Source organism: Burkholderia sp. MS389 (assembly GCF_016899425.1).
Lineage (GTDB): Bacteria > Pseudomonadota > Gammaproteobacteria > Burkholderiales > Burkholderiaceae > Burkholderia > Burkholderia sola.
Genome location: NZ_CP045996.1, coordinates 525,997 through 550,222, shown reverse-complemented (window position 1 = coordinate 550,222; position 24,226 = coordinate 525,997). Strand labels below are relative to the sequence as shown.

The window sequence follows — 24,226 nt, the reverse complement described above, 5'->3', positions numbered from 1 at the left end:
AACGATTCGAACGATCGGACAAACCGTTCGTCGTACCGTCCATCAGAGGCCTGCTACCGCCGAGTCCAGATCCGCGGCGATCGTGCTGAACACGGTCTTCAGATCCGTACCGACCGTCGCCAGCGCGGCGACGATGCCGATTGCGATCAGCGCGGCGATCAGGCCGTATTCAATGGCCGTCACGCCGTCCTGATCCTGGACGAACCACGCGATCTTTTCGATGATTCTTGACATGAGCACTCTCCTTTCGGACTGCTATGAAATACCCTTCGTCGGTCAAGACGTCGGGGGTGGGCACCACCGGCACTACGCTAGAAATCGGAAGCCGACAATCAGTCGCGGAAACGGGGCGGACTACCGCGGTTCGTACGAACGGGTATCGGCGAGACGGAGCATGAGAGACGCGTGTACGGTCCGACCGGCCGGATGAATCGGGCAGGTCGAGCGACCGGAACGGCACGACGGCCATTCGACGCATGGAATCCGGTTGAACGGGAGAGGAACTCCCGGCAAAGCTGCAATGTGTCTTTAACGCGGCTTGCGATCCGCGATGTGCTGTGGTCGTTCATTTTTATTCCCCATGTACTGCCATGCCGATTTCTTATTGCCCGGAAGCTGCCAGGTCTGGTGGGTCGTTCGACGACGGTTCCCGCGGTTGATGGATCTGGAGCCGCTGTTCCCCGACGCGCTCCGGACCATCCTTGCCGCAGGCGATTCGCGAGCCGGTTCCGCTGCCTGTTGCCTGAACCGCCCGCTCGCCACGTCGTCGACTGCCGTGCCAACGCTTACGCAAAGAGCGGACCATCCTGGGCGGAATCGAGGCGTACCAAGGGTTTCGGCGATCCGCACGCCAGCCCGTCAAACGCTCGGCTGCCGAAATGTTTCAACTTTGATATATGCGGGTCGGGCGCATGCAGCCCGCATGAAACCCCGTCATCGCGCTGCACAAAGGGCCTAAAAAATTTTCTCGGGATTTTCCCGAACGCCGCGCGTTGCCCGAGCGTCGCGGGTTCGGCGGCATGCCCGGTCGGTAAAAATCACGGAATGTTTCAGGCCAGAAACACAAATTCCGGAGGCGGCGTTTTCTCATACCAGAAATGGCGGTTTTCGCCCGAATCGCTGAACACATTCAATGCCGTCCGGCCGTGCCTGGTTTGCATCACGCGTTTTTTTCTTCAACAATGAATTCACGGACAACGCCATTTCAGAGCGATCGATCCGCAGGCACGACAACATCGAACGGCCGCGACAGACCACGCGGCCACACCACAGACGGGGCATCATGTACACAGCCAATCGTGGAACGCGCGATCGCGCAATACGCTGTGCTCAATGGCTGACGGCCGACCGGATCATTCCGTACAGCTGCATCATGCTGGCGCTCTTCGTTGCGCTGCTGATCGTCTGGGGTGTCGTGACCGACGGCTTCACGTCGAACGCCACCGCCCGCCCCGGCACCGACTTCTCGGTCTTCTGGACCGCATCGCATCTCGTGTTGCAAGGCCACGCCGCGGCGGCCTACGACACGTCGTCATTCCTGCAGGCCGAGTTCGCGCACTTCGGTGCGTATCTGCAAAACCGGCCGCTTCCCTGGCTCTATCCGCCGACGATGCTGCTGTTCATCGCTCCGGTTGCCCTCGTGCCTTTCCTGCCCGCTTACTTCCTCTTTTTCGCGGGCAGTCTTTTATGCTACGCGTTCGCCGTCTCGCGGTTGTCGGGGCTGCGCGCGCATCTTCCCGTGCCGCGCGCCGCGGCGCTCGTCGTCGTCGCGTATTCGGCCGTGTGCATGTCCGCGCTGTTCGGCCAGAACAGCATCCTGACCGCCGGCCTCGCCGCGCTCGCGCTGCATCTGCTCGGCAAGCGTCCGGTCGTGGCGGGCGTGCTGATCGGGCTGCTCGCGATCAAGCCGCAACTCGCGGTCGTGTTCCCGTTCGTGCTGATCGCGACGCGCGCATGGCGCACCTTCGCGGCGGCCGGGCTCAGCGCGACGCTGTTCGCGGCCGCCGGCGTCGCACTGGCCGGCCCCGCCGCGCTGCACGGGTTGAGTCATGCGATGTCGACGGTGCGCGAGCAGCACTTCATGCTCGCGTCGTACTGGCTCGCGTCGCCGACGCCGTTCGCCGCGCTGCGGCTGGCGGGCGCGCCGGTGGCGGCCGCGCTGGCCGCGCAGGCGGCGGTCGCGCTCGTCGCACTCGCCGCGGCCGTCGACGTATGGCGCCGCACGCGCGACATGCGACTGCGCGGCGCGGTGCTGGCGGTCGCCACGCTGCTGACGACGCCGTACCTGTGGAACTACGAACTGACGTGGCTCGGCATCGCGGTCTTCTGCCTGATCGCGCACGGTCTCGACGAAGGCTGGCTGCCCGGCGACCAGGGCATCCTCGTGCTGGCGTGGCTGCTGCCCATCTTCGAAATGCTGAACCGGCTGATGAAGCTGCCGCAGATCGGGCCGGTCGTGCTGCTCGCGGTGCTGTTCGTGGTGGTGCGCCGCACGGCGCTTGCCTCGCGGAGCGCACGATGAAAACGCCATCGTTCGCCCGCCACGCGCACTCGGCCGCCGACCTGCATCCGGAACTCCCGATCGCCGGCCCGCGCCGCCATCCGCACTGGCTCAACCGCGATCGCGTACGGCTCTATGCCGCCGGCGTGCTGTTGACGGAGCTGCTGTTCATCGGCATTTACCTGATCCGCATGCACCTGTCGCACGACGGCGCGCTGGAGCCGCTGTCGCAGGATTTCTCGCCGGTCTGGAGCGCCGCATGGCTCGCCGCGCACGGACGTGGCGCCGACGCGTGGCATTACTCCACGCTGTTCGCGGTGCAACAACTCGCCATCCCGACGATGACCCTCGCGGACGGCACGCTGCCGTGGCTCTATCCGCCGACGATGCTGCTGCTCGTGCTGCCGCTTGGCTGGCTGCCGTACACGCTGGCGCTCGTGCTGTGGCTCGCGATCACGTATGCGCTGTTCGCCGCGGCGATGCGCGCGACCGTGCAGCGCGACGCCGCGTGGCTGTGCGCGCTTGCGTTCCCCGGCGCGTTCCTCACGGTGATCGTCGGGCAGACGAGCCTCTTCACCGCGACGCTCGCCGCGTTCGGCCTGCTCGCGCTGAACCGCCGCCCCGTCTGCGCCGGCATCTGTTTCGGGTTGCTGACGATGAAGCCGCAGCTCGCGGTGCTGTTCCCGCTCGCGCTGCTGTGTGCCGGCCAATGGCGCGCGCTGGGCGCATGGGCCGCGACGATCGCCGTCGGCGCGCTGCTCGCGACGCTCGCGTTCGGCGTCGGCCCATGGATCGCGTTCATCCAGTTGATCGCCCACGTCTATACGATCGTCGGCACCGGCCACGCGAAGCTCGCGCGCATGCCGACCATGTTCGCGCTGGCGACGATGGCCGGCTGGCCCGCGCTCGTCGCGCGCGGCCTTCAACTGCTGTCGGCGGCGGGCGCGGCGATTGCGGTCGTCTATGCGTGGCGCGGCGCGTGTTCGTACGCGCTGCGCGCCGCGACCCTCGCATGCGCATGCCTGCTCGTCAGCCCCTATCTGTACGACTACGACCTGACGTGGTACGGCATCGTGATCGCGTGGTACGCACGCTATGCGTGGACGCACGGCTGGCGGCGCTTCGATCGCGAATGGCTGATGCTGCTGTGGCCGATGCCGCTCGCGAGCCTCGCGATCGTCCCGCATCTGTCGTTCCAGTTCATGCCGCTCGTGACGCTCGCGTCGCTCGCGCTGCTCGTCAGCCGGATCGCCCAGGAAAGACGCGACGTGCCGTCGATGCCCGACGCGCGCGACATCTCGACCGAGACCGAATTCGCGCACCCGGTCCGACCGCACCACCGCCCGGCGCACGGCATGCGCCGCACCGGCCGCCTGACGCTCGGCGCCCACCGGTAAAACGACATCACAAGGGGAATCATCATGCGGGAATCCATCTACACGCCGCTCGTCTCGCTGGTCGTGCCGTTCTACAACGAAGGCGAAGCCGTCGAGCGCTTCTTCGATGTCGTGATTCCGCTGATGAGCGCGATCGATGCGATCCGCTTCGAGATCGTCTGCGTGAACGACGGCAGCTGCGACGACACGCTGGAACGTCTGGTCCGGATCGGCGCCGCCGAGCGGCGCGTGCGCGTCATCGATCTCACCCGCAATTTCGGCAAGGAGGCCGCGCTGACGGCCGGCCTCGACGAAGCCGCCGGCGATGCGGTGATCCCGCTCGACGCCGACCTGCAGGACCCGCCGAGCCTGATTCCGGTGCTGATCGAGCACTGGCGCGACGGCGCGGAGGTCGTCGCGGCCAAGCGCAGCAACCGCGCATGCGATTCGTTCGCCAAGCGCACCGCCGCCGCGATCTACTATCGCGTGCACAACCTGCTGTCGGACGTGAAGCTGCCGGAGAACGTCGGCGATTTCCGGTTGATGGATCGCAAGGTCGTGAACGCGCTGCGCAACCTGCCCGAGCGGCACCGCTTCATGAAGGGCCTGTTCGCGTGGGTCGGCTACAAGACCGTGATCGTCGAATACCAGCGCGATCCGCGCAGCGCCGGGCACTCGAAATTCTCCGGGTGGAAGCTGTGGAATTTCGCACTGGAAGGCATCACCAGCTTCAGCACCGTGCCGCTGCGCAGCTGGACCTACATCGGCATCGGCATCGCGGCGCTCGCATTCGTGTACGGCACGTTCATCATCCTGCGCACGCTGCTGTTCGGCAATCCGGTGCTCGGCTACGCGTCGCTGATCTCGGTCACGCTGTTCATCGGCGGCATCGAGCTGATCGGGATCGGCGTCGTCGGCGAATACGTCGGGCGGATCTACGACGAATCGAAGCAACGGCCCGTGTACCTGATCCGCCGCCGCTACCAGACGCACGGCAAGGTGATCGAACTGCCGGTCGCGCGCGACGCACGCCGCCAGCCCGCACGCCGGCGCGCGCAGCCGGTCCGGGCGCGCATCGGCGCGCGCTGACGCGCAGGCGCCATGATCGCGCTGCTGCAGGCCGAGCGCACGCGGCTCGTGCGCTTCGGCGTGTCCGGGCTCGGCTCGACCGCGATCCATTCGCTGGTCGCGGCCGCCCTGTTCGCGCTGTTCGATGCGACGCCGGTGACCGCGAATGCGGTCGCGTTCCTCTGCGCGACCGGGTTCTCGTATCTGGCGAATACGCTGTGGAGCTTCTCGTCGACGGTGCGCACCCGCAACGCGACGCGCTTTCTCGCGGTCACGCTCGTCGGGTTCGTCGAAACGATGCTGCTTGCACGCGCCGCCGAGGCGCTGGATGCGTCGCGCGCGATGAGCGTCGTCGCGATCGCGCTGCTGATTCCGCCGACGACGTTCGTGCTGCACCGGCTCTGGACGTACCGGTAAGCGGCCCGCTTCCCGCTCCCGCCAATAATCGGTCAATCAATTAACAGATTCAATGTCGTGATATTTATGTCACGCATCGATTCGATTGATTACGATTTCAAAATTAACCCGATAAATCATTTTCCGACCTGTTTACTTTTACAGCTTCCACGATTAACCAAACGGGATAATCTGCATTCGCCGTCGCTTCTGCATGCGTCGAATCCGGCGAAAACCCTTGCAGCACAACGCGATGGCGGCCGCATGAAGCAATTCTCGAAACGATAAGTTCCATTACTTGAAACGGGAGCTTCTATGTCACGCGTTACCGATGTGCTCGTCTCGTTCGACACCGAAACCATTCTCAAAAAATATCCGAATCCCAGCAAGAATCCGGCCGCGCCGACGCTGATCGACTGGCATTACGTGTATATGGTGACGAATCAGGACAACGTCATCTCCGGGCAGGCGGGCGGCGAGCTCGATCTGAAGGCGCAGGTCGGCGACCTGATCCGCTGGCGCGAAACGAGCCTGTCGCTGGGCTTCGAAAACCAGGTGGTGTTCTACAAGTTCATCGGCAACGTCGGCAACGACCTGATCTCGACGCCGACGCCGCGCGTCGCGGAAGCGTCGATCCCGGTGCCGAACACGAGCAAACCGGAAGTGCCGACGTGCCAGAAGGTCGCGAACTACTACTGGTCGTCGGAATGCCTGAAGGTCGGCCGCGTGACCTACCACTTCCAGTTCCAGATCATCGATCGCAATTGCCAGAGCCAGGGCTGCTTCTCGTGGGATCCGTTCATCTCGATCCATAACTGATCGCGGCACGCGGGCGGCCGCACGACGGCCGTCCGTGCCGCTCCCTTGTTGCGGAGGGCGTGCTCATGTCTGGTGTTCGTTGCGATGTGCTGGCGATCGTCGACGCCGTCACGCTGCTGTCGGCCTATCCCGATGCGAGCCGGGACGCCGACGCGCCGACCGCGATCGACGGCCGGCACATCTACGTGTTGAGCCCCGGCGACGCCGGGCAGGTCGGCCGCAACGACAACCGGCTCTTCGCCGACCTGTTGCCGGGCGACCAGCTTCATCTGCGCGAAACCGCGCTCGCGCTGCGTGCGGAGGCGACCGTGCTGTTCGTCCGGTTCGCGTTGAAGGACGCCGGCATCGTCGCGCCGATCGAAGCGGAAATCCGCGACGCCGCCGTGCCGGTGCCGGACGGCGACGATCTGCTGCATCCGTCGTGCCGGCCGATGAAAGACCATTTCTGGCGCAGCGAGGTGCTGGCCGCGGGCGCCACCTCGTGCACGGCCGATTTCGCGGTGCTCGATCGCGACGGCGCCGTGTCGGGCTATTTCCGCTGGGAAACGACGATCGAGATCGCCGCCAGCCAGCCGGACGCGAAACCGCCCGGCGCCAAGCCGTAACCGGATCGCGACGGCTATTTCAAGCAGCCGCCGACTGGCGGTTTCAACGCGGCCGGGGCGGAGGACGACTACGACGACGCTCACGTGCGCCCCGCCGCGTGCGGTACTCAGGTGCGCGGCAGCCCCGGCGGATTGGTCTGCGACCGGTCGATCGCTTCGGCGTCCAGCCGCCAGTGATCGAGCGCCTTCCGGTAGCTGCCGTTCGCGATCAGCGCATTGATCGCGAGCGTCAGCGGATCGGCGAGGCCGCTGCCCTTGCGGGTCGTGATCGCGATATCGGCGGTGCGCGGCCAGCCGCCGCTGACGGTACCGATCAGTTTCGCATCGCCGCGCAGCGACGCCTGGTACGCGAGCATCGAATTCACGCTGAAGATCGTGTCGACGCGGCCCGACTGCAGCGCGACCCAACGCTCGGCCGCATCCGCGTAATACTGGATCTCGATCGGCGCGAGGCCGCGCGCGACGTTCTGCCGGTTCCATTCGAGCAGGATCTTTTCCTGGTTCGTGCCCGAATCGGTCACGACGCGCAGCCCGGCGACGTCCTTCGGCTCGCGGATCGCGGCAAGCTTGCTGTTGGTCTTCACGTAGAAGCCGAGCTGGTCCTTCCGGTAGGTCGAGAAGTCGAACTTCTCCTTGCGCTGCTCGGTCACCGTCACGTTCGAGATCACCGCGTCGACCTTGCCGGACTGCAGCGCGAGCGGCCAGTCGGCCCATGCGAGCGGCACGATTTTCAGCTTGCGGCCGACGCTGTCCGCGATCAGCTGCGCGAGATCGGGATCGAAGCCGACCACCGTGCGCGCGTCGGTCGCATAGGTGCTGAGCGGCGGCAGGTTCGGCGCGATGCCGATCGTCAGCGTGTTCGCTTCGGCAAACCGGAAGCCGGCCGGCAGCGCCTGCTCGACCGCCGGGTTCACGGCGCCGCGCTGCCGGGCCGGCTGCTCGGGGCTCAGGTCGAACGATGCAGCGCGCGCGGTGACGGCGCTTCCGGCGCTCGCGGCGATCAGCGCGACGGCCAGCACGCGGGCGATGCGCCCAACGGGAAAGGCGGTTCTTCTCATTTCTTGTGGATTCCTGTTTTTATTCGAGGATGCTGGGAGCGAGCGCGGGCAGCGGGCTGGCAACGTTCGGCGCCAGTCGCTGCCCCGCCGGGTCGATCACGCAGGCGTCGCTTCGAGTTCGACCGAGGCCGCACGCTGCGTCGGCGGTTGCACGACGGGCGACGGACGCCTCGCGTGCGCCGACTCGCCCGCATACACCGCCTTCGGATCGAACACACGCGCTTGCAGCGACGTGAACGCGCGGAAGTTCCACAGGCTGCGCGCGACGAACACGCGCTGCACCCAGCGGAACGCGCGGTCGTTCTCGTCGTACTGCGGATCGAAGCGGTCGCGCGAATGCAGCGTGAAGTGGTTGTTGATCAGCACCAGCTTGCCCGGCGACACCTGCACGCCGAACGACACCTCGCGCACCGCGCGATACAGGTTGGCGAGCGCTTCCTGCGCGCGCGCGTTGACCGCCAGCACCATGTCCGGATAGAACGCGACCGTCACGCGCGGCGCCTCGAGCGGCCCCGACAGCACGGCGCTCAGGTCGGTGTTGTCGCGCGGCGTAGGCGCGGCGCCGCGCCACCGGTACGGCACGCGAATGATGTAGTGCTCGCCGTAGAGTTGCGCGATATCGTCCGGCGACAGCAGTTGCAGCGCGCGGCGCGCATCGGCGAGCCGCGTGTACGGGCCGCCGCCGGCCTCGCTGCGCACGCCGAGCAGCAGCAGCGCGAACGGCGACGTGTCGCCTTCCGGCATGTGCGCCTGCGCGGCGTTCTCGATATGGAAGTCCAGCTCGACCTCCGAGCCGAGGCCCGTGTAGTCGCGCGCGGTCGCCTTGTGCGGCGTCAGGTTGTTCACCAGCTCGCGGCCTTCGTGCGCGATCGAGTACGGCTCGCCGGCCAGCGTGCTCAACGCGACCAGCACGTTCTCGCTCAGCACGCCGGCCTTGAACGAGCGGCCGGTTTCCTCGAACCGCGGGCTGCCCGTCACGCCGTCGTCGATCGGCAGGTTGTCGATCTCGATCGAGCCGTGCGCGTCCGCGGTCGGCGCCTTCGCCCGATCGAATGCGTCGACGATCCGGTCGGGAAACGCGTTGTAGGCCAGCTTGCGGACTGCGCTGATATAGCCCGCGCCGCCGGCCGGGTCGTAATCCAGCGCGCCGAGCGTCTTGCGGATGTGAGCGGATTCCGCCGCGGTCAAAGCAATACGTTCATCTGCGAGATAGGTCATAAGTCTCTCGTATAAAGATCTGGTTCGAAGAGCGGCGTGGCATCGCCGCCGCGCCCCGCCGTCCTCGGTGCGAAGCGCTCGACAAGACTAGGAGACCGTCATTGCATTGCGAAATGATATTAATGCGATTGCAAACAAAAATTATCGATATAAGTTCAGCAATGCGGACGGAACCGGTTCACGTCGTATGCGCCGTCCTTTAACATGAATACTTGTTAAAAAATCGTTGCTTATTATTTGTATTCGCTAACGGGTTGATGCTAGTTTTCTGTCGGATTCGACGATGCGGCCGGCTCCCGACGAGAAGCCGGCTCCGTTCATCTCCCTACGGGAACCCGCCAGATGACTCGATACCGCCTGTTGTGCCCTATGTCCCGCACGCCCCATCTGCCGTGGGAGCCGCGATGAGCGACCATGCCCCGGCACTCGAGCACGTCGACCGCGTCGAGCGCGCGCCGACCGCCGCCGCGACTCCGCCCGGCACGTCGCTACGCGCGATCTTCCCGACCGTCGCGGCCGCGAGCCTCGGCTTCGCGATCGTCCAGCTCGACGTGACCGTCGTCAACGTCGCGATTCCGAGCCTCGGCCACGCATTCGGATCGAGCGTCCACGGGCTGCAGTGGATCGTCGATGCGTACACGCTGTCGTTCGCCGCGCTGCTGCTGACGTCCGGCACGCTGGCCGACCGCTTCGGCAGCCGCCGGCTGTTCGCACACGGTCTCGCGCTGTTCCTGCTCGCGTCGCTCGGCTGCGCGCTCGCGCCGTCGCTGGCCGCGCTGGTCGCCGCACGCGTCGCGCAAGGCGTCGGCGCCGCGATGATCCTGCCCACGTCGCTCGCGCTGATCACGCATGCGTGCGCCGACGATGCCGCCGCGCGCGTCAAAGCCGTCGCGTGGTGGAGCGCGACGGGCGGCGCGATCAGCGCGGCCGGGCCGACACTCGGCGGCCTGCTGATCGATTCGCCCGGCTGGCGCGCGATCTTCTTCATCAACCTGCCGATCTGCGCGCTCGGGCTATGGCTCACGCTGCGTCACGTGCAGGATTCGGCCGCTGCGCGCACGCAGCTGTTCGATCCGGCCGGCCAGATCGTCGCGGTGCTCGTGCTCGGGCTGCTGACCGGCGGGATCATCCGGGCCGGTGCGCACGGCATCGGCGATCCGTATGCGGCCGCCGCGCTGATCGCGTCGGCCGTGCTCGGCGCATTGTTCGTCGCGATCGAGCGACGCGTGGCCGCGCCGATGCTCCAGCTCGCGTTCTTCCGGATCGCCCGCGTGCCGGGCGTGCTCGCGATCGGCGCGGTCACGAATGCGGCGTTCTACGGACTGATCTTCTCGCTGAGCCTCTATTTCCAGAACGCGCGCGGCTTCACGGCGACCGAATCGGGGCTCGCGCTCGCGCCGCTCACGATCATCATGCTCGCCAACATCACGAGCGCACGGCTCGCGGTCCGCTACGGGTTTCGCGCGACCGTCATCGTCGGCCTCGCCGTATCGCTCGCCGGCTACGTGTGGCTGTGGCAAACGCTCGCCGCGCACACGCCGTACGCGCTGCTGGCGCCGGGGCTCGCGGCGATGGCGATCGGCGGCGGCATCGCGATTCCCGCGCTGACGTCGACGATGCTCGGCAGCGTCGAGGCCGGCCGCTCGGCCACCGCGTCCGCGATTCTCAACACCGCGCGCCAGGTCGGCGCCGCGATCGGCGTCGCCGCGCTCGGCGCGCTGGTTGCCGGCCAGGGCGCGGCAATCGTCGCCGGCGCGGCGCGCGCGTTCGCCATCGCGGCCGCGCTCGTCGCGGTCTGTGTCGTGCTCGCCGTGCGCTGGCCCGGCGACGCCCGCGACGCCGGCACGCGGGCCTGAGCACCTTGCCGCACGACATCCTTCAACCGATCCCCCATCCGAGCGAGGAATCCATGCAGCATCGCTTCATCGATACCGTCCTGATCGTCGACGGCGCGTCGACCGCCGCGTACCTGGCCCCCGCGTTTCGCGCCTACGGCATCCGTTGCGTACACGTGATCAGCGACCCCGATCTGCCGGCAATCTATCGAAACCAGTTCGTGCCGTCCGACTACATCAGGCAGGTTCAGCATCGCGGCGACATCGACGCGACGCTCGCGCAACTGGGCGACCTGCGGATCGGCGCGGTGCTGCACGGTCTCGACGCGGCGCTCGAGTTGGCCGACACGCTGGCCGAGCGGCTCGACGTGCCGTCACGCAACCCGCTCGCGACCTCCGCCGCGCGACGCGACAAGTTCGCGATGAACGAGCGCATTCGCCAGGCCGGGCTGCGCGCGCCGACGCATTTCCACAGCACGTCGGTCGACGAAGCGCTCGATTGGGCGCGCGCGCACGGTACCTTGCCGCTCGTCGTGAAGCCGGCGCGCAGCGCGGGCGTGGCCGGCGTGAAGATCTGCCGGACGCTCGCGCAGGTCGAGGCCGCCGCGCGCGACGTGCTCGCCACCCGTTCGCTGTACAACCAGCCGAACGACGACATCGTGATCCAGAGCTACTCCGAAGGGCAGGAATACATCGTCGATTCGGTGTCGTTCGAGGGCCGCCATCGCGTGGTCAGCCTGTGGGAAGTGCATCGCGACCGCACGCACGCGCCGCGGCTCGACAAGATGCTGGTGCTGAACCACGCCGACCCGCGCTACGCGCCGCTGCTCGACTACGCGGCCGACGTGCTCGACGCGCTCGACGTGCGCTTCGGGCCGACTCATCTGGAGCTGTTCGATACGGCCGACGGCCCGACGATCGTCGAGCTGAACGCACGGCTGCACGGCAGCCTCGACCCGCGGCTGACGAGCGCGGTCAGCGGCGAGAATCACGTGTCGGCCACCGTCGAAGCCGTGCTGCATCCGGAGCGGCTGTTCGGCGACGTCGCCACGCCGACGGATTTTCACGGGTACTGCGGGCACGTGCTGCTGCTTTCGTCGCGCAACGGCGTGCTGCGGCAGGATTTCACGTGGCAGGCGATCCAGGCGCTACCGTCGTTCGTCGGGCTCAAGCAGTGGATCAAGGTCGGCGACACGCTGCGCGTGACCACCGACCTGCAGACGGCGCTCGGCACGGTCGGCCTCTACAGCCCGACGTTCGAGCGACTGCTCGAGGACTGCGCGCGCATTCGCGAAATCGAGGCCGATTTCTTCGCGGATGAGTGCGCGGTCGTGCCGGCCTAGGGCTGCGGCGTGCGTGTGTCAGCGCGCGAGCAGCGCACCCGCCCGGCGGCCGAGCACCGCGCGCAACGCGTCGAGTTCGGGCAACGCAGGCGCTTCGTCGGGCGTGACGAGGTAGGTCGTCACGCTGTCGAGATCGTCGAATGCGTGCGTGCGCAGCTCCTTGCGCGCCACATGTTCGGTCGTGATCCGTTTCGGCAGGATCGCGACGCCCATCCCGGCCGCGACGCAGCCGAGGATCGCGCCGAACGTGCCGAACGACGACACCGATTCGATCGCGACGCCGCGCGCCTTCAACCAGTGCTCCGCGACCGCGCGATACGGACAGCCGTCGTGAAACGCGAGCAAGCGCACCGTGTTGTCGGCCAGCAGCTGACGGCGCGTGACGGTCGCCGCGCTCACCAGCACCATGTCTTCCGCGAACGCGGGCTCGTAATGCAGCCCGGGCCGGACCACCGCGCGTGCGGTCAGCGCCGCGTCGAGCCGGCCGCGCAGCAGCGCGTCGGCCAGATCCGGCTCGCTGCCGATCTGCACCGCGAGGCCGAGCGCCGGATCGCGCTCCTTCAGTGCGGCGGCCAGCGCCGGCAGCCGCGTGGCGGCCGTGCTTTCCATCGAGCCGAGCCGGAAACTGCGGGCAACCGGCGTTTCGCGCACCACCTGCGTCGCTTCGTCGACGAGGCGCAGGATGCGGTCGCAATACGGCATCAGCCGGCGTCCGGCATCGTTCAGTACCAGCCGCTTGCCGTGCCGGTCGAACAGCAGCGCGTCGAGCGACTCTTCGAGCTGGCGCAGCCGCGCGGTGACGTTCGACTGCGTACAGCCGAGCCGTTCGGCCGCACGCAACGCGCTGCCTTCCTGCACGACGGCCCGGAAAGTTTCGAGCAGAGGGATGTTCATATCAGTTTCTCTTGTTACTGATTGATCTTATATCATTTTACTTCGCTCATCATCGGGATTAGCCTAGCGGGTATTCCCTGCCGGCCGCCTCTCCAAGGAATCCGCATGCCATCCGCTGCCTGCTTCGGCTTCACTCCCGTCCGCCGCCGGCCCGAGGTTCGTCCGTGCGCGCAGTGATCGCCGCGCTGGTGCGGCGCGGCCCGACCGTGCTCGCGTGCGGCGTCGGCCTCGGGTTGCTGGCGCCGCCGCTCGCGGATCTCGCACGGCCGCTGATGCCCGTTACCGTGTTCCTGTTCGTGCTCGGCACGTTGCTGCGCGTCGAGCCGAGCGCCGTGCGCGCGGTCGCACGGCGGCCCGCCGTGTCGCTGCTGCTGCCCGCCGTGACGATGATCGCGTGCCCGGTCGCGCTCGGCATCGCCGCGCGGCTCGCGGGTTTGCCGTACGACTGGGTCGTCGCGCTGGTGATCGCATACTGCGCGCCGCCGTCGAGCGGCACGTCGACGATCGCGCGAATGCTGTCGCTCGACGCCAGTGTCGCGCTCGTCGCGACCCTCGCGTCGATGGTGTTCGTGCCGCTGACCGCGCCGCTGCTGACCGCGTGGTTCAGCCACGACGCGGTGGTGTCGATTTCGCCGTCGAGCCTCGCGCTGCGGCTCGCGCTGCTGATCGGCAGCGCCGAGGGCGTCGCGCTGCTCGTGCGGCGCTTTGCCGGCGCGCGACTCGCGCGCCATGCGACGCCGATCGATGCAACCATCGTCGTCGCGCTGCTGATATTCGCGCTCGGCACGATGGCCGGCATGCAGCAGTCGATCATCGACGCACCGCACCGCGCGTTGACGGCGATCGCACTCGCATTCGCCGTCAACGCGGGCTTCCAGATCGTCGCGTACGGGCTCACGCCCGGCGACGTCCGCACGCGCCTGAACGTCGCGCTGATCGTCGCGAATCGCAACGTCGGGCTGATGTGGGCCGCGCTCGGGCTCGCCGCGACGCCGACCATGGCGCTCGTGTTCGCGTGCGCGCAGCTGCCGATCTATACGCTGCCGCGCGTCGTTCAGCATCTGCTGCCGCGCCTCGAAGCGCAGCGACTGCGCCGGCGCGCACGCTAGCCGGCATCCCTCTTCCGCCCTCGATCCAGGATTCATCATGAAGCGACTCATCTTGATCGGCGCACGCGCCACCGGCAGCAGCGTCGCACTGGTGCGCGCCGCCATCGCACGCCAGGTGGCCGTGACCGTCATCACCGCACCCGGCCATCGTCTCGATGGCGTGTTTCCCGACGGCGTCGAGACGGTCAACCTCGCGCCCGACGCCGGCCAGCTCGTCGACTGGCTGCGCGCCCGCTTTCCGGACGAACTCGACACGCTGCGCGTGACGACCGCGCACGACAGCTATGCGCGCACCGCCGCGTGGGTCGCCGATGCGCTCGGCCTGCCCGGCCCCGATGCGCGGCACGTCGCGCATGCGGTGTCGAAGTCGAACCAGAAGGCGCTGCTCGCCGCGCACGGAATCCCGGCCGCCCAGTTCGTCGCGGGCACGCTCGCCGCGCCGGCGGCGCTCGCGGCCGCCGCGGCGCCGTTGCGCTTTCCGGTCGTCGTCAAGCCGTCGGAAGGCTCCGCGAGCGACGGCGTGCGCCGCTGCGAGGACATCGCGGCCGTGCGCGCGCAGCTCGACGCGCTCGCTGCCGCACAGGCCGATGCACCGTCGCTTGCGACCGAACGCATCGTCATCGAGGAATTCCTGGACGGCAGCGAATACTGCGTCGAGTATTTCGACGGCCGCTACGTCGGCGCGCTGCGCAAGCTGAAGCGGCATGGCGCGGGTTTTCTCGAACGCGGGTATACGTCCGAGCTCGATCTCGACGCCGACACGCTGCGTGCGCTGATCGACGTCGGCACGCGCGCGACGGCCGCCGCCGGGCTCACGTGGGGGCCCGTGCATCTCGACTGCATCGTGCACGACCGCGTGCCGCACGTGATCGAGCTGAATCCGCGCATCGCGGGCAGCTTCATCTGCGACATCGTGCGCGACGGCTACGGCTTCAACGTGGTCGACGCGTTGCTCGACAAGCTCGATGGGCGCGCGGTAACGATCCCCGAGCTGTTCGAGCCGCACGCGTATGCGCGCGCCGAATTCCTGCTCGACAGCGATCCCCGTGCGTGGCGTTTCGCGCAAGGCGGCGAGATCGACGATGGCGCGGTCAGGATCAGCTATGGACCGCAGGTGCTGCCCGATCGTGAACGGCGTGCGTTTCTTTATGTGCGGGTAGCGTTGCCGGCGATGCACGGTTCAGCGCACGACGTGGGTTTGGCGGCTGAGTGCGGTGAATTGAAATCAACTACCGAGTCAGCCTGACGTCGGGGGAGCGCGGTTTGCCTGCGCCGGCCAGGCATTCAATGCAACGGCGACCACGCCTCCGGCAGGCCGATCGTCGACGTCGCCCGTTCGATCTGTTCCGGCCCGCCTGCCGGCGGCCACAGGCCCTCCGCGTAGTGCCGCTTTCTCAACGCCATGCGTTCTTCCAGACTCGAGAACCCCCAAATGTGCGTGATGCGCGGCGGTCCGTCGAGCGCGTACATGTTGCAGACGAGATGCGACGTATAGGCTTGGGCCGGGCCCACCGCACGTTCCCACGCGGAAATGGTCGGCGCCACACCGCCGGCCTTCAGCCAGTAGCAACGAATCTCATAGAATTCGCCCAATACCGCCGGTTCGATATCGGGTAGAAAAGGAAAAAGTGCGTAACTTTCCATGCTCACTCGAACGGACGCGCTTTCGATCCCGAAAGGTTGCTCGGCGCTCAATGCCCGATTGCGTTCATGCTGCAATTCATCCATCGTCTCGAAGCCACGCAGCACGACGACCCGCGATAGCTCGCCAATTTCCGTGCGCCACGCGCCAAGCAGCCGCCCTTGCGCGTCGGCATCCGATACCCAGCGATGCGCACGGCCGGACACCCTATCCTGGTCCAGAAGCGGACACGACAACGTCGTGAGTTCATACAGCATGTCTGCCCTCCTTTCGCTCGCCTGTCGCAATGTATTTCCATTGCACTGTATTTCCAAACCGGCGGCTGATAAACGCGCCGCACCTTGAAACAGAATCCAGTAGCATTGCGCAATGGATCTCTTCAAGGCGATGGCCGTATTCGTCCGCATCGTGGAAACGGGCAGCCTGACGGCCGCCGCGCAAGCGTCCGATCTGTCGCCGACCATGGTCGGCAACTACCTTCAGGCGCTGGAAAGTCGGCTGGGCGCGGTCCTCGTTCACCGCACGACGCGTAAGCAGAAAGTCAGCGCGTTCGGCCAGGCTTACTACGAGCGCTGCGTCGAAGTCCTCGGTCTGGTCGACGACACGGAACAGCTTGCGCTCGATCACCTCGAGCATCCACGCGGGCGTCTGCGCGTGACGGCGCCTGTCGTGTTCACGAACGAGTGCCTGATTCCCGCGCTCGCGGACTATTACCGGCGCTACCCCGAGATCAGGCTCGATATCGTCGCAACCGACTCGCTCGCCGATCTGTTCGACGAGGGTTTCGAGGCCGCCATTCGCATCGGCGCGCTCGCCAATCCGGATGTGGTGGCGCGTCCGCTAGCGCCCTATCGGCTGGTGATGTGTGCGTCGCCCGCTTACGTTCACGAACATGGCGCGCCGACTACGCCGCATGCGCTGCGCGAGCATCACTGCCTGACGTATGCGTATCCGCCCCGATCGGAATGGCACGCGGCACAATCCCGCTGGATGCTGGAAGGCCCGGACGGGCCGATGAGCATCTGCGTGGACGGCCGACTGAAAATCGACAGCGCGGAAGCGTTGCGCCGCGCGACGTTGAGCGGGCTGGGTATCGCGATGCTGCCTTCGATGCTGATCCACGAGGACATTCGCAAGGCGCGCCTCGTCGAGATCATGCCGGACTTCGCCGCCCCCGAGCGGTCGATGAATCTGCTTTATCCGCAACAGAAGCAGAAATCATCGAAGCTTCGCAGCTTTACGGAATTCGTGGTCGACCGGTTCGGCGCCGAAACGGCCTCCCGGACCTGATGCGGCTACCGCCGCCGGTCGCGAAAAAGCCCTATGCCACCGCGCCCCTCCTTCACGCCTTCGCGAAAGCGAGCAAGCGTTCGCCCAGTCTGGCCGGTTGCTCCTGCTGGATCCAGTGGCCTGCGCCGTCGATCAGTTCGATGCCACGCATGCTCGTCGTCGCCTTCGTTCTCATCAGATCGAGCGCGCCCGGCGCCGAATAGGTGCCCCAATCGCTCGTGCCGCCAATGAAGAGCGACGGGACGTCGATCGTCTTGCCCGAAAACAGGCGCAACTCGGCATTCAGATCAGGATCGGACAACACACGATAAGCCTGAAGCGCGCCTTGAAACCCGGTGCGGCCGTACTCCGTCGTGTACACGCCAAGTTCCGCGTCGGTCAGCCACTTGCAGGCAAGGGTTTCGGCGGGGGACGGCTGGAATGGCGCGACGGTTTCGGACATCGTCTTGCCGAGATCCATCACGTAGTACGTGGGCATTTGCGCCAGCTCCGCGGCCGTGAGCGCCTTGAGCGGATGCGGCTTGTTTCCGGGCCAGTCGGCACTCTTGACATGGAAGAATGCGCGAAGAAACGCGGATAAACCTTGGGGCGGGCGCCACATGTCCCGGTTGGCGTTCCGGGTGCACAGGTATTGCTGGTAATACTGTCTCGGCGGATCGAGCGCGGCAAGCGCCGCCGCCAGTTTCCGACCGTCACTGCTCGGTTGAGCCGACGATGTCTCGCTTCGCGCCGTGTCGAACGGAAGCGCCGGCGGGCCGGGGAACGGTGCGCTCATCAACACCACCGACGGAAAGACGTCAGGTCGCGCCAGCGCACAATACGCCGCCACGGGCGAGCCGAGGTCGTGTCCTACCAGCATTGACGTCTGCCGATACCCCAACGCAGAAACCAATCCGAGCGCGTCGCGCGTCATATTCAACAAGCTGAACGGCGCGAGCGGGGCGTCATAGTCGTTCACCCAGCCGGTGGTGCGCCCAAACCCCCGCTGGTCGGGCGCCACGACGTGGTATCCCGCGTCAGCCAGGATGGGCATCAGATGTCGCCAGCCGTAGGCCAGATCCGGAAAGCCGTGCAAAAGCAACGCGAGCGGCCGGCCGGCGCTTTCATGACCGGCCTCGAGAACATGGACGTCGAGGCCGTTCACCCCGTGGATCATGCGCGAGCGCACCCCTTCGGGAAGCGTTCCTGCGGCGTAGGTCGGCATGGTCGGATCCCCTTCTGCTGTCGGGTTTGCGCGGGCAGGTCGAAACAAAGCCGCAATCAGGCCGGCCGCGCCCATCGCCAGGACGGTTCGTCTCGACGCAGATGGCTTGCTCTTGTCGACGGGCATCGCGGCGCTCCGGAATATGGTGATCACCATAGTATGGCGATCGACATAGCCGGGTCAAGCCGAACGTGGTACTTTTCCGGCATGACACGCAAGACTGACGCTCGCGCTCGCGCGATTGCCACGGCCGAACGGCTGTTTCGCATCCAGGGCTACACCGCGACCGGACTGACCCAGATCCTCGAAGAAAGCGGCGCGCCCAAGGGATCGTTCTACTTTCACTTTCCACGCGGCAAGGCCCAACTTGCGGAAGAAGCAATCGATCAGTACGTCACGAATCGCATTGCCGTCTTGCAGAACATCTCGGCCGAAACGACCGGTCATGCGCTGGAGTTCGTGCGTCGGCTCTTCAGCACGTTTGCGGCCGAAATGGTCGCCGCCGATTTCCAGTACGGGTGTCTCATGCAAAACCTGGCCAACGAACTGCCCGCGCTCGACGCCGAGCTGACCGAGCGGGTCGCGCGCGGGTTTGCCGATTCGACCGAGGTGATTGCGGCGCATTTCAGGGGATGCGGTTTTGCTGCCGCGCGCGCATCGTCAGCCGCGGCCGCGTTGGTCGCCGCGCTGGAGGGCGCCCGCACGATCGCGCGTCTGGAACGCTCGCCGGCTGTATTCGACGCGCTGGCAGACGTCAGCGGCCAAGGGTGGGGTGCTGCCGAAGTGTGATCCGCACCGATGTTGTCGTGACGAGCCATGCCTTCCGCCCATCACGGGGACATTGCCCGTTGTCGTGTACCGCACCGCCCGAAAGCCGCGTGCGTTCCAGCCTCCATCGCGAACGCCGAAACCGCAGATCAATGCGAATGACCGAATAATCGAATCACGACGCCGCGCAGCCACCGGTTGCCGGCCTCGTGGTGATAGCGCGCGTGCCAATGCTGCCGCACCGCGAAGCCGTCGACCGGAATCGGGCAGGCATGAACCGCGAGATCGTTGGCCTGCGCCAGCGTCTCGCCGATATGACGAGGTAGCGTCGTGATCAGGTCGGTCGTCTGGACGATCGCCCCCAACCCGAGAAACCCCGGCAATTCCAGCACCACGTCCCGCTCGATGCGCGCCTGCCGCAGCGCCTGTTCGAGCAGTTGCGCCCCGGTTCCCGCCGTGATGGCGACATGTCCTTCCGCCCGATACTGCCTGACCCCGAGCCGGCCGCGAATCCGCGGGTGATGCCGATTCACCAGACAAATCCAGTCCTGGTCATACAGCTTCTGCTGGTAAATGCCACCGCCCAGCCACGGCACGTAGCCGATCGCGAGATCGGCTTCGCCGGATTCGAGCGCCCGCTCCGTATTGCCGTCGATCCGCGCGGCTTCGAGCCGGACGCCCGGCGCCTGCGCGCGGACATGGGCCAGCAGCCGCGGCAACAGCGTGACGTGGCTCGCGTCGGTCATGCAGATGCGAAAGCGTCGCTGGGCGGTCGCCGGGTCGAACGCGATCTCCCACGCCGTGAAGCGCCGCAGCGATTCGAGGATTTCCCGGCATGGCCCGATCAGTGCGTCGGCCTGAGGAGTCGGCGCCATGCCGCCGGGCGTGCGGATGAAGAGTGGATCGTGCAAATGTTCCCGCAAGTGCCCGAGCCAGATGCTGACCGTCGGCTGGCTCTGGCCGAGTTGCTCGGCGACGCGCGTGACGCTGCGCACGTCGTACAGGAGATCGAATAGCTGAAGCAGCTTCAGGTCCGGCAGATCGGTGGGCATCGTTTCATTATTGTCCAGGGCAATGACGCCATTGTATCCATTGCATTGTCGACATGAGCGACGGCTCCTATCGTGAGGCCATACGTCAAGGAGACAGCATTGAAAATTGCGATTCTGGGAGCCGGCGCACTGGGCTGTGCGATCGGCGCCACCCTCACCGAAGGCGGTCACGAGACCTGGTTGATCGACCGCTCGCCCGCGCACGTCGATGCGATGCGCCGTGACGGCCTGCGGGTCGACGACGCGCGCGGCACCCGGCAGGTACGCGTGCACGCGACGACACAGGCTGCCGAAGTCGGCACGGCCGACATGGTCGTGGTGCTGGTCAAGTCGTTCCACACCGACGCGGCGATCCGCGGCGCCCTGTCGCTGGTCGGGCCCGATAGCGTCGTGCTGTCACTGCAGAACGGCCTCGGCCACGAGGACATTCTGAGCGACGCCGTCGGCCGCGAGCGCGTGCTCGCGGGCAAGACCTACGTCGGCGGCGTGCTGCGCGGGCCCGGTCATATCGAATCCGGCGTGATCGGCAAATACACGTACATCGGCGAACTCGACGGACGCATCACGCCGCGCGTGCAGGCGATCGCCGCCGCGTTCGATGCCGCCGGCCTCGCGACGACGATCAGCGACAACATCGTCGGCACGATGTGGGACAAGCTGCTGGTGAATGTCGCGACGGGCGCGCTGACGGGCCTGACCGGCCTCACCTACGGGCAGCTCTACGACGAGCCGCTGCTGAAGGCGACGTCGCTCGCGGCGGTCGCCGAGGCAATCGCGGCGGCGCAGGCGGCCGGCGTGAAACTGTCGATGACCGATCCCGAACAGGCATGGACGCTCGCCGCCGAGGGCCTGCCGGCCGCTTTCAAGACGTCGATGCTGCAAAGCCTGGAGAAAGGCTCGATCACCGAGATCGACTTCATCAACGGTTCGGTCGTGCGTGCCGGGCAGCGCCACGGCGTGCCGACGCCGGTCAATGCCACGCTCGTCGCCTGCATCAAGGGATTGGAGCGCGCGATGGCCGATCGCCAACGCGAGGAGGCAGCCGCATGAGCGCCACGAAAGCCTATCTCGAACACGTTGCGATCTGGGTGAAGGACATCCACTGGCACATCCGTTTCTTCGAGGACGTGCTCGGCATGACGCTGCGCGAAGTGGACGGCACGCTCGACGCACCGCGGCAGTACTGGACGCTCGGCGGCCTGCAGTTCATCCACGCGCCGGAACATGACGGCCCGGAAGGCCGGCTCGCCCATCTCGGCGTGATGTGCGAGGACCTGGAGGCCGCGCTGGCCGCGGCGCAGCGATTCGACGTGACCGAGATGCCGCAGGGGCGCAACTGGATTCGCCTGCCCGACGGGCTCGCCGTCGAACTGATTCAGGCGCGGCCGGCTTCCTGCGTTGCGCAGGCGCTGGCGATCAACCCGCGCGCGGAGGCATGACCATGACCATCGTCGAGAAATACTGGGACGACGCCCGCGAAGGCGACACCTGCATGAGCCCGACCTACGTCGTGACCAAGGAGCGCATTCTCGCGTATGCCGACCTCACCGGCGACCACACGCCCGTTCACGTGGACGAGGCATACGCGAACGCCAGCCATTTCGGCTGCCTCGTCGCGCACGGGCTGTTCGGCCTGTCCGTGGCCGACGGCCTGAAGACGCAGAGCGACTATCGCTTCCTGCCGGGCATGTCGCTCGGCTGGACCTGGGATTTCCTGCTGCCGATCAAGGTCGGCGACGTGCTGCACGTGACGTTCCGCGTCGGGTCGATGCGGGCCAGCAAGAGCCGTCCGGACTGGGGCATCGTCGTGCTGCCGTCGGAACTGATCAATCAGGACGGGCAGGTCGTTCAACGCGGCGAACATCGACTGATGGTGCCGCGCCGTCCGGAGGCACTGTGATGCAGGCTCGTCCCCTCGAAGGCATTCGCGTCGTCGACTACAGCCATTTCCTCGCCGGCCCGTATGTCGGGCGCTGTCTCGCGGCGCTCGGCGCCGAAGTCATCAAGGTCGAGCGTCCCGGCGCCGGCGACGCCGGACGCCAGCACGCGACCGTGCTCGACGACCAGCAAAGCGGCTATTTCCTGCAGCTCAACATGGGCAAGCGCGGCGTGAGCGTCAACATGAAGGACCCGCGCGGCAAGGCGTTCATGCAGCGGCTGTGCGACTCCGCCGACGTCTTCATCGAGAACTATCGGCCGGGCGCACTGGACAAGCTCGGGCTCGGCTATGAAGCACTGTCGGCGCGCAATCCGGGCCTCGTCTATTGCTCGATTTCGGCGTACGGTCACACCGGCCCCGATGCGCATCGCGCAGGTTTCGGGCTGATCGCCGAAGCGAAGAGCGGGATCATGCAGATGGTCGGCACGCCGGGCGAGCGCCCGCCGCTGCTGCGCATTTCGCTCGGCGACATGTACACGGGCATTCATGCGGTCGCGGCGATCAACGCCGCGCTGCTGGGACGCGTGAAGAGCGGTCGCGGGCAGCACGTCGACATGGCGCTGTACGACACGCTGGTATCGATGCACGAATACGCGGTGCAGTGCTACACGCTGAAGGGCGTGCTGCCCGAGCAGACCGGGCACGACATGCCGACGTCGACGCTCTATGGCGTGTTCCGCGCCGCGGACGGCGATCTCGTGATCGCCGCGCAGGTGGACGACGCGTGGAAGCGCTTCGCCGCGCTGATCGCGGCACACGGTGGCCCGGCGGGTTTCGGCGCCGACACGCGGTTTCACGACAGCACCGGACGCAACGCGCACCGTACGGAGATTCTGTCGGTGGTCGAGCCGTGGGTGGCCGCGCGTTCCGTCGCGTCGGTACTGGACCTGCTGGACGGCATCGACGTTCCGTGCGCGAAGGTGCAGCGCATCGACGAAGTGTTGAACGATCCGCAGATCCAGGCCAGAGGCATGGTCGTCGAGCAGCAGCATCCGCGCTACGGCACGCTGCGCCTGCCCAACCTGCCGTTCCGGTTCTCCGATTGCGATACGACGATTCGCGACGTCGCGCCCGATCTCGGGCAGCACAACGCGGAAGTCGCCCGTTCTCTCGGGTTCGATTCGGCCGAAATCGATGCGATGCAGGCCGACGGTGTCCTCTACTCGAAAGCGAGCCAACGATGACTGATCAATACGCGGTGATCGGCAATCCGATCGGACATACGAAATCCCCGCTGATTCACGGCCTCTTCGCGCAAGAGACGAAGCAGGACCTCCGCTATACGGCGATCGAGGGCCCGCTCGAGCCGGCAGGCGCTTTCGCTGCCGCGGTGCGCGCGTTTTTCGATGGCGGCGGCAAGGGCATCAACGTCACCGCGCCGTTCAAGCTCGACGCGTTCGCGATGTCGGATGAACGCAGCGAGCGTGCGCAACTCGCGGGCGCGGCCAACGCACTCAAGTTCGACGGCGGCCGCATCCTGGCGGACAACTTCGACGGCATCGGGCTGGTTCGCGATATCGAGGCGAACCTCCATCTGCCGATGGCCGGCAAGCGTGTGCTGGTGCTCGGTGCGGGCGGCGCGGCACGCGGCGCGCTGTTGCCGTTCCTCGAAGCCGGCCCGGCGGAACTCGTGATCGCGAATCGCGACGTCGACAAGGCGCGCGCACTGGCCGCGCAGGTCGCCGGGCGCGGCCCGCTCGTGGCCGGCAGCTACGCGGACCTCGCGCGGATGGGACGTTTCGACCTGGTCGTCAACGCGACGTCGGCCAGTTTGACCGGCGACCTGCCGCCTGTCCCGCCGAGCGTGTTCAGTCCGAAGGGAACTGCTTACGAGCTCGCCTATGGCAAGCGACTCACGCCGTTTCTCCGGCTCGCGAAAAATGCCGGCGTGCACGGGATCGCGGATGGCGTCGGCATGCTGGTCGAGCAGGCGGCCGAGGCGTTCGCATGGTGGCGCGGTGTGCGCCCCGCGACCAGTTCGGTGATCGATCGGCTGGCCGTGCCGTTCGACTGAACACGCGATGGGGATCGGCATGCAGGCGATCCCGATGCGCGATGCCATCGATCGCGACAGAGGCGGCAGGCGCGATCGGGTAGACTCGGCGCGTCC

The 24,226-nt window shown here is 66.7% G+C and carries 24 protein-coding genes; 17 read left to right on the top strand and 7 right to left on the bottom strand.

Features of this window, described 5'->3' with window-relative positions; translation table 11 throughout:
- Positions 1–42: 42 nt before the first annotated feature.
- Complete coding sequence (locus GJG85_RS32115; RefSeq protein ID WP_050015345.1) at positions 43–234, bottom strand: Flp family type IVb pilin; 192 nt, start codon at positions 232–234, stop codon at positions 43–45.
- A 1,048-nt stretch (positions 235–1,282) separates the two neighbouring features.
- Here GJG85_RS32115 and GJG85_RS32110 point away from each other — a divergent pair.
- The 6 genes from GJG85_RS32110 (at position 1,283) to GJG85_RS32085 (ending at position 6,764) form a co-directional block, all read left to right on the top strand.
- On the top strand, positions 1,283–2,521 hold the full coding sequence (locus GJG85_RS32110) for a glycosyltransferase family 87 protein (RefSeq protein ID WP_050015347.1): 1,239 nt from the start codon (positions 1,283–1,285) through the stop codon (positions 2,519–2,521).
- Positions 2,518–3,897: a glycosyltransferase family 87 protein gene (locus GJG85_RS32105; protein WP_204384791.1), complete on the top strand. Its 1,380-nt coding sequence runs from the start codon at positions 2,518–2,520 to the stop codon at positions 3,895–3,897. The genes GJG85_RS32110 and GJG85_RS32105 overlap by 4 nt, the downstream gene beginning before the upstream one ends.
- A 24-nt stretch (positions 3,898–3,921) precedes the next feature.
- Complete coding sequence (locus GJG85_RS32100) at positions 3,922–4,965, top strand: glycosyltransferase family 2 protein (RefSeq protein ID WP_050015351.1); 1,044 nt, start codon at positions 3,922–3,924, stop codon at positions 4,963–4,965.
- A 12-nt stretch (positions 4,966–4,977) separates the two neighbouring features.
- Positions 4,978–5,361: a GtrA family protein gene (locus GJG85_RS32095; RefSeq protein WP_050015352.1), complete on the top strand. Its 384-nt coding sequence runs from the start codon at positions 4,978–4,980 to the stop codon at positions 5,359–5,361.
- A 294-nt stretch (positions 5,362–5,655) separates the two neighbouring features.
- Positions 5,656–6,159, top strand: a complete 504-nt coding sequence (locus GJG85_RS32090; RefSeq protein ID WP_023475068.1) for an inclusion body family protein — start codon at positions 5,656–5,658, stop codon at positions 6,157–6,159.
- A 65-nt stretch (positions 6,160–6,224) separates the two neighbouring features.
- Positions 6,225–6,764, top strand: a complete 540-nt coding sequence (locus GJG85_RS32085; RefSeq protein WP_204384790.1) for an AidA/PixA family protein — start codon at positions 6,225–6,227, stop codon at positions 6,762–6,764.
- 107 nt (positions 6,765–6,871) lie between these two features.
- Here the strand turns inward: GJG85_RS32085 and GJG85_RS32080 are convergent, their stop codons facing one another.
- On the bottom strand, positions 6,872–7,822 hold the full coding sequence (locus GJG85_RS32080; RefSeq protein ID WP_050015356.1) for an ABC transporter substrate-binding protein: 951 nt from the start codon (positions 7,820–7,822) through the stop codon (positions 6,872–6,874).
- 96 nt (positions 7,823–7,918) lie between these two features.
- Positions 7,919–9,040 carry a TauD/TfdA family dioxygenase gene (locus tag GJG85_RS32075; RefSeq protein WP_204384789.1) on the bottom strand — a complete coding sequence of 374 codons (1,122 nt, stop codon included), beginning with the start codon at positions 9,038–9,040 and terminating at the stop codon, positions 7,919–7,921.
- Positions 9,041–9,444: 404 nt separating this feature from the next.
- Here GJG85_RS32075 and GJG85_RS32070 point away from each other — a divergent pair, with 404 nt between their 5' ends.
- Together GJG85_RS32070 and GJG85_RS32065 are read left to right on the top strand one after the other, a co-directional pair.
- Positions 9,445–10,896 carry an MFS transporter gene (locus GJG85_RS32070; RefSeq protein WP_204384787.1) on the top strand — a complete coding sequence of 484 codons (1,452 nt, stop codon included), beginning with the start codon at positions 9,445–9,447 and terminating at the stop codon, positions 10,894–10,896.
- 53 nt (positions 10,897–10,949) lie between these two features.
- Entirely contained in the window at positions 10,950–12,218 is a 1,269-nt protein-coding gene (locus GJG85_RS32065) for an ATP-grasp domain-containing protein (protein ID WP_124630115.1), read from the top strand.
- An 18-nt stretch (positions 12,219–12,236) separates the two neighbouring features.
- On the opposite strand, the gene GJG85_RS32060 is transcribed toward GJG85_RS32065, so the two are convergent.
- Positions 12,237–13,112, bottom strand: a complete 876-nt coding sequence (locus GJG85_RS32060; protein ID WP_050015364.1) for a LysR substrate-binding domain-containing protein — start codon at positions 13,110–13,112, stop codon at positions 12,237–12,239.
- A 164-nt stretch (positions 13,113–13,276) separates the two neighbouring features.
- On the opposite strand from GJG85_RS32060, the gene GJG85_RS32055 reads away from it, so the two are divergent.
- Together GJG85_RS32055 and GJG85_RS32050 are read left to right on the top strand one after the other, a co-directional pair.
- On the top strand, positions 13,277–14,221 hold the full coding sequence (locus tag GJG85_RS32055; protein ID WP_050015366.1) for a hypothetical protein: 945 nt from the start codon (positions 13,277–13,279) through the stop codon (positions 14,219–14,221).
- A 37-nt stretch (positions 14,222–14,258) separates the two neighbouring features.
- Positions 14,259–15,467, top strand: coding sequence for an ATP-grasp domain-containing protein (locus GJG85_RS32050; protein ID WP_050015368.1), 1,209 nt, complete (start codon positions 14,259–14,261; stop codon positions 15,465–15,467).
- Positions 15,468–15,505: 38 nt separating this feature from the next.
- On the opposite strand, the gene GJG85_RS32045 is transcribed toward GJG85_RS32050, so the two are convergent.
- Complete coding sequence (locus tag GJG85_RS32045; protein ID WP_089490052.1) at positions 15,506–16,120, bottom strand: NIPSNAP family protein; 615 nt, start codon at positions 16,118–16,120, stop codon at positions 15,506–15,508.
- 112 nt (positions 16,121–16,232) lie between these two features.
- On the opposite strand from GJG85_RS32045, the gene GJG85_RS32040 reads away from it, so the two are divergent.
- Positions 16,233–17,153, top strand: a complete 921-nt coding sequence (locus GJG85_RS32040; RefSeq protein ID WP_124630113.1) for a LysR family transcriptional regulator — start codon at positions 16,233–16,235, stop codon at positions 17,151–17,153.
- A 52-nt stretch (positions 17,154–17,205) separates the two neighbouring features.
- Here the strand turns inward: GJG85_RS32040 and GJG85_RS32035 are convergent, their stop codons facing one another.
- Entirely contained in the window at positions 17,206–18,309 is a 1,104-nt protein-coding gene (locus GJG85_RS32035; RefSeq protein ID WP_089490181.1) for an alpha/beta hydrolase, read from the bottom strand.
- Between the two features lie 255 nt (positions 18,310–18,564).
- Between GJG85_RS32035 and GJG85_RS32030 the strand changes: the two genes are divergently transcribed.
- Complete coding sequence (locus tag GJG85_RS32030; protein ID WP_179233191.1) at positions 18,565–19,146, top strand: TetR/AcrR family transcriptional regulator; 582 nt, start codon at positions 18,565–18,567, stop codon at positions 19,144–19,146.
- A gap of 128 nt (positions 19,147–19,274) precedes the next feature.
- Here the strand turns inward: GJG85_RS32030 and GJG85_RS32025 are convergent, their stop codons facing one another.
- Entirely contained in the window at positions 19,275–20,195 is a 921-nt protein-coding gene (locus tag GJG85_RS32025; protein ID WP_204384818.1) for a LysR family transcriptional regulator, read from the bottom strand.
- A gap of 81 nt (positions 20,196–20,276) precedes the next feature.
- Between GJG85_RS32025 and GJG85_RS32020 the strand changes: the two genes are divergently transcribed.
- The 5 genes from GJG85_RS32020 to aroE are packed head-to-tail and all read left to right on the top strand — an operon-like array spanning position 20,277 to position 24,130.
- Positions 20,277–21,227: a 2-dehydropantoate 2-reductase gene (locus tag GJG85_RS32020; RefSeq protein ID WP_050015377.1), complete on the top strand. Its 951-nt coding sequence runs from the start codon at positions 20,277–20,279 to the stop codon at positions 21,225–21,227.
- Positions 21,224–21,616, top strand: a complete 393-nt coding sequence (locus GJG85_RS32015) for a VOC family protein (RefSeq protein ID WP_050015379.1) — start codon at positions 21,224–21,226, stop codon at positions 21,614–21,616. The genes GJG85_RS32020 and GJG85_RS32015 overlap by 4 nt, the downstream gene beginning before the upstream one ends.
- 2 nt (positions 21,617–21,618) lie before the next feature.
- The gene (locus GJG85_RS32010) at positions 21,619–22,077 is read left to right on the top strand and encodes a MaoC family dehydratase (RefSeq protein WP_124592795.1); all 459 of its coding nucleotides are present in this window, start codon (positions 21,619–21,621) and stop codon (positions 22,075–22,077) included.
- Positions 22,077–23,300 (top strand): CoA transferase, encoded by a 1,224-nt coding sequence (locus GJG85_RS32005; RefSeq protein ID WP_050015382.1) that lies wholly within the window; start codon positions 22,077–22,079, stop codon positions 23,298–23,300. Before GJG85_RS32010 ends, GJG85_RS32005 begins: the two co-directional genes overlap by 1 nt.
- Entirely contained in the window at positions 23,297–24,130 is an 834-nt protein-coding gene (gene aroE, locus GJG85_RS32000; protein WP_050015384.1) for a shikimate dehydrogenase, read from the top strand. The genes GJG85_RS32005 and aroE overlap by 4 nt, the downstream gene beginning before the upstream one ends.
- Positions 24,131–24,226 lie beyond the last annotated feature (96 nt).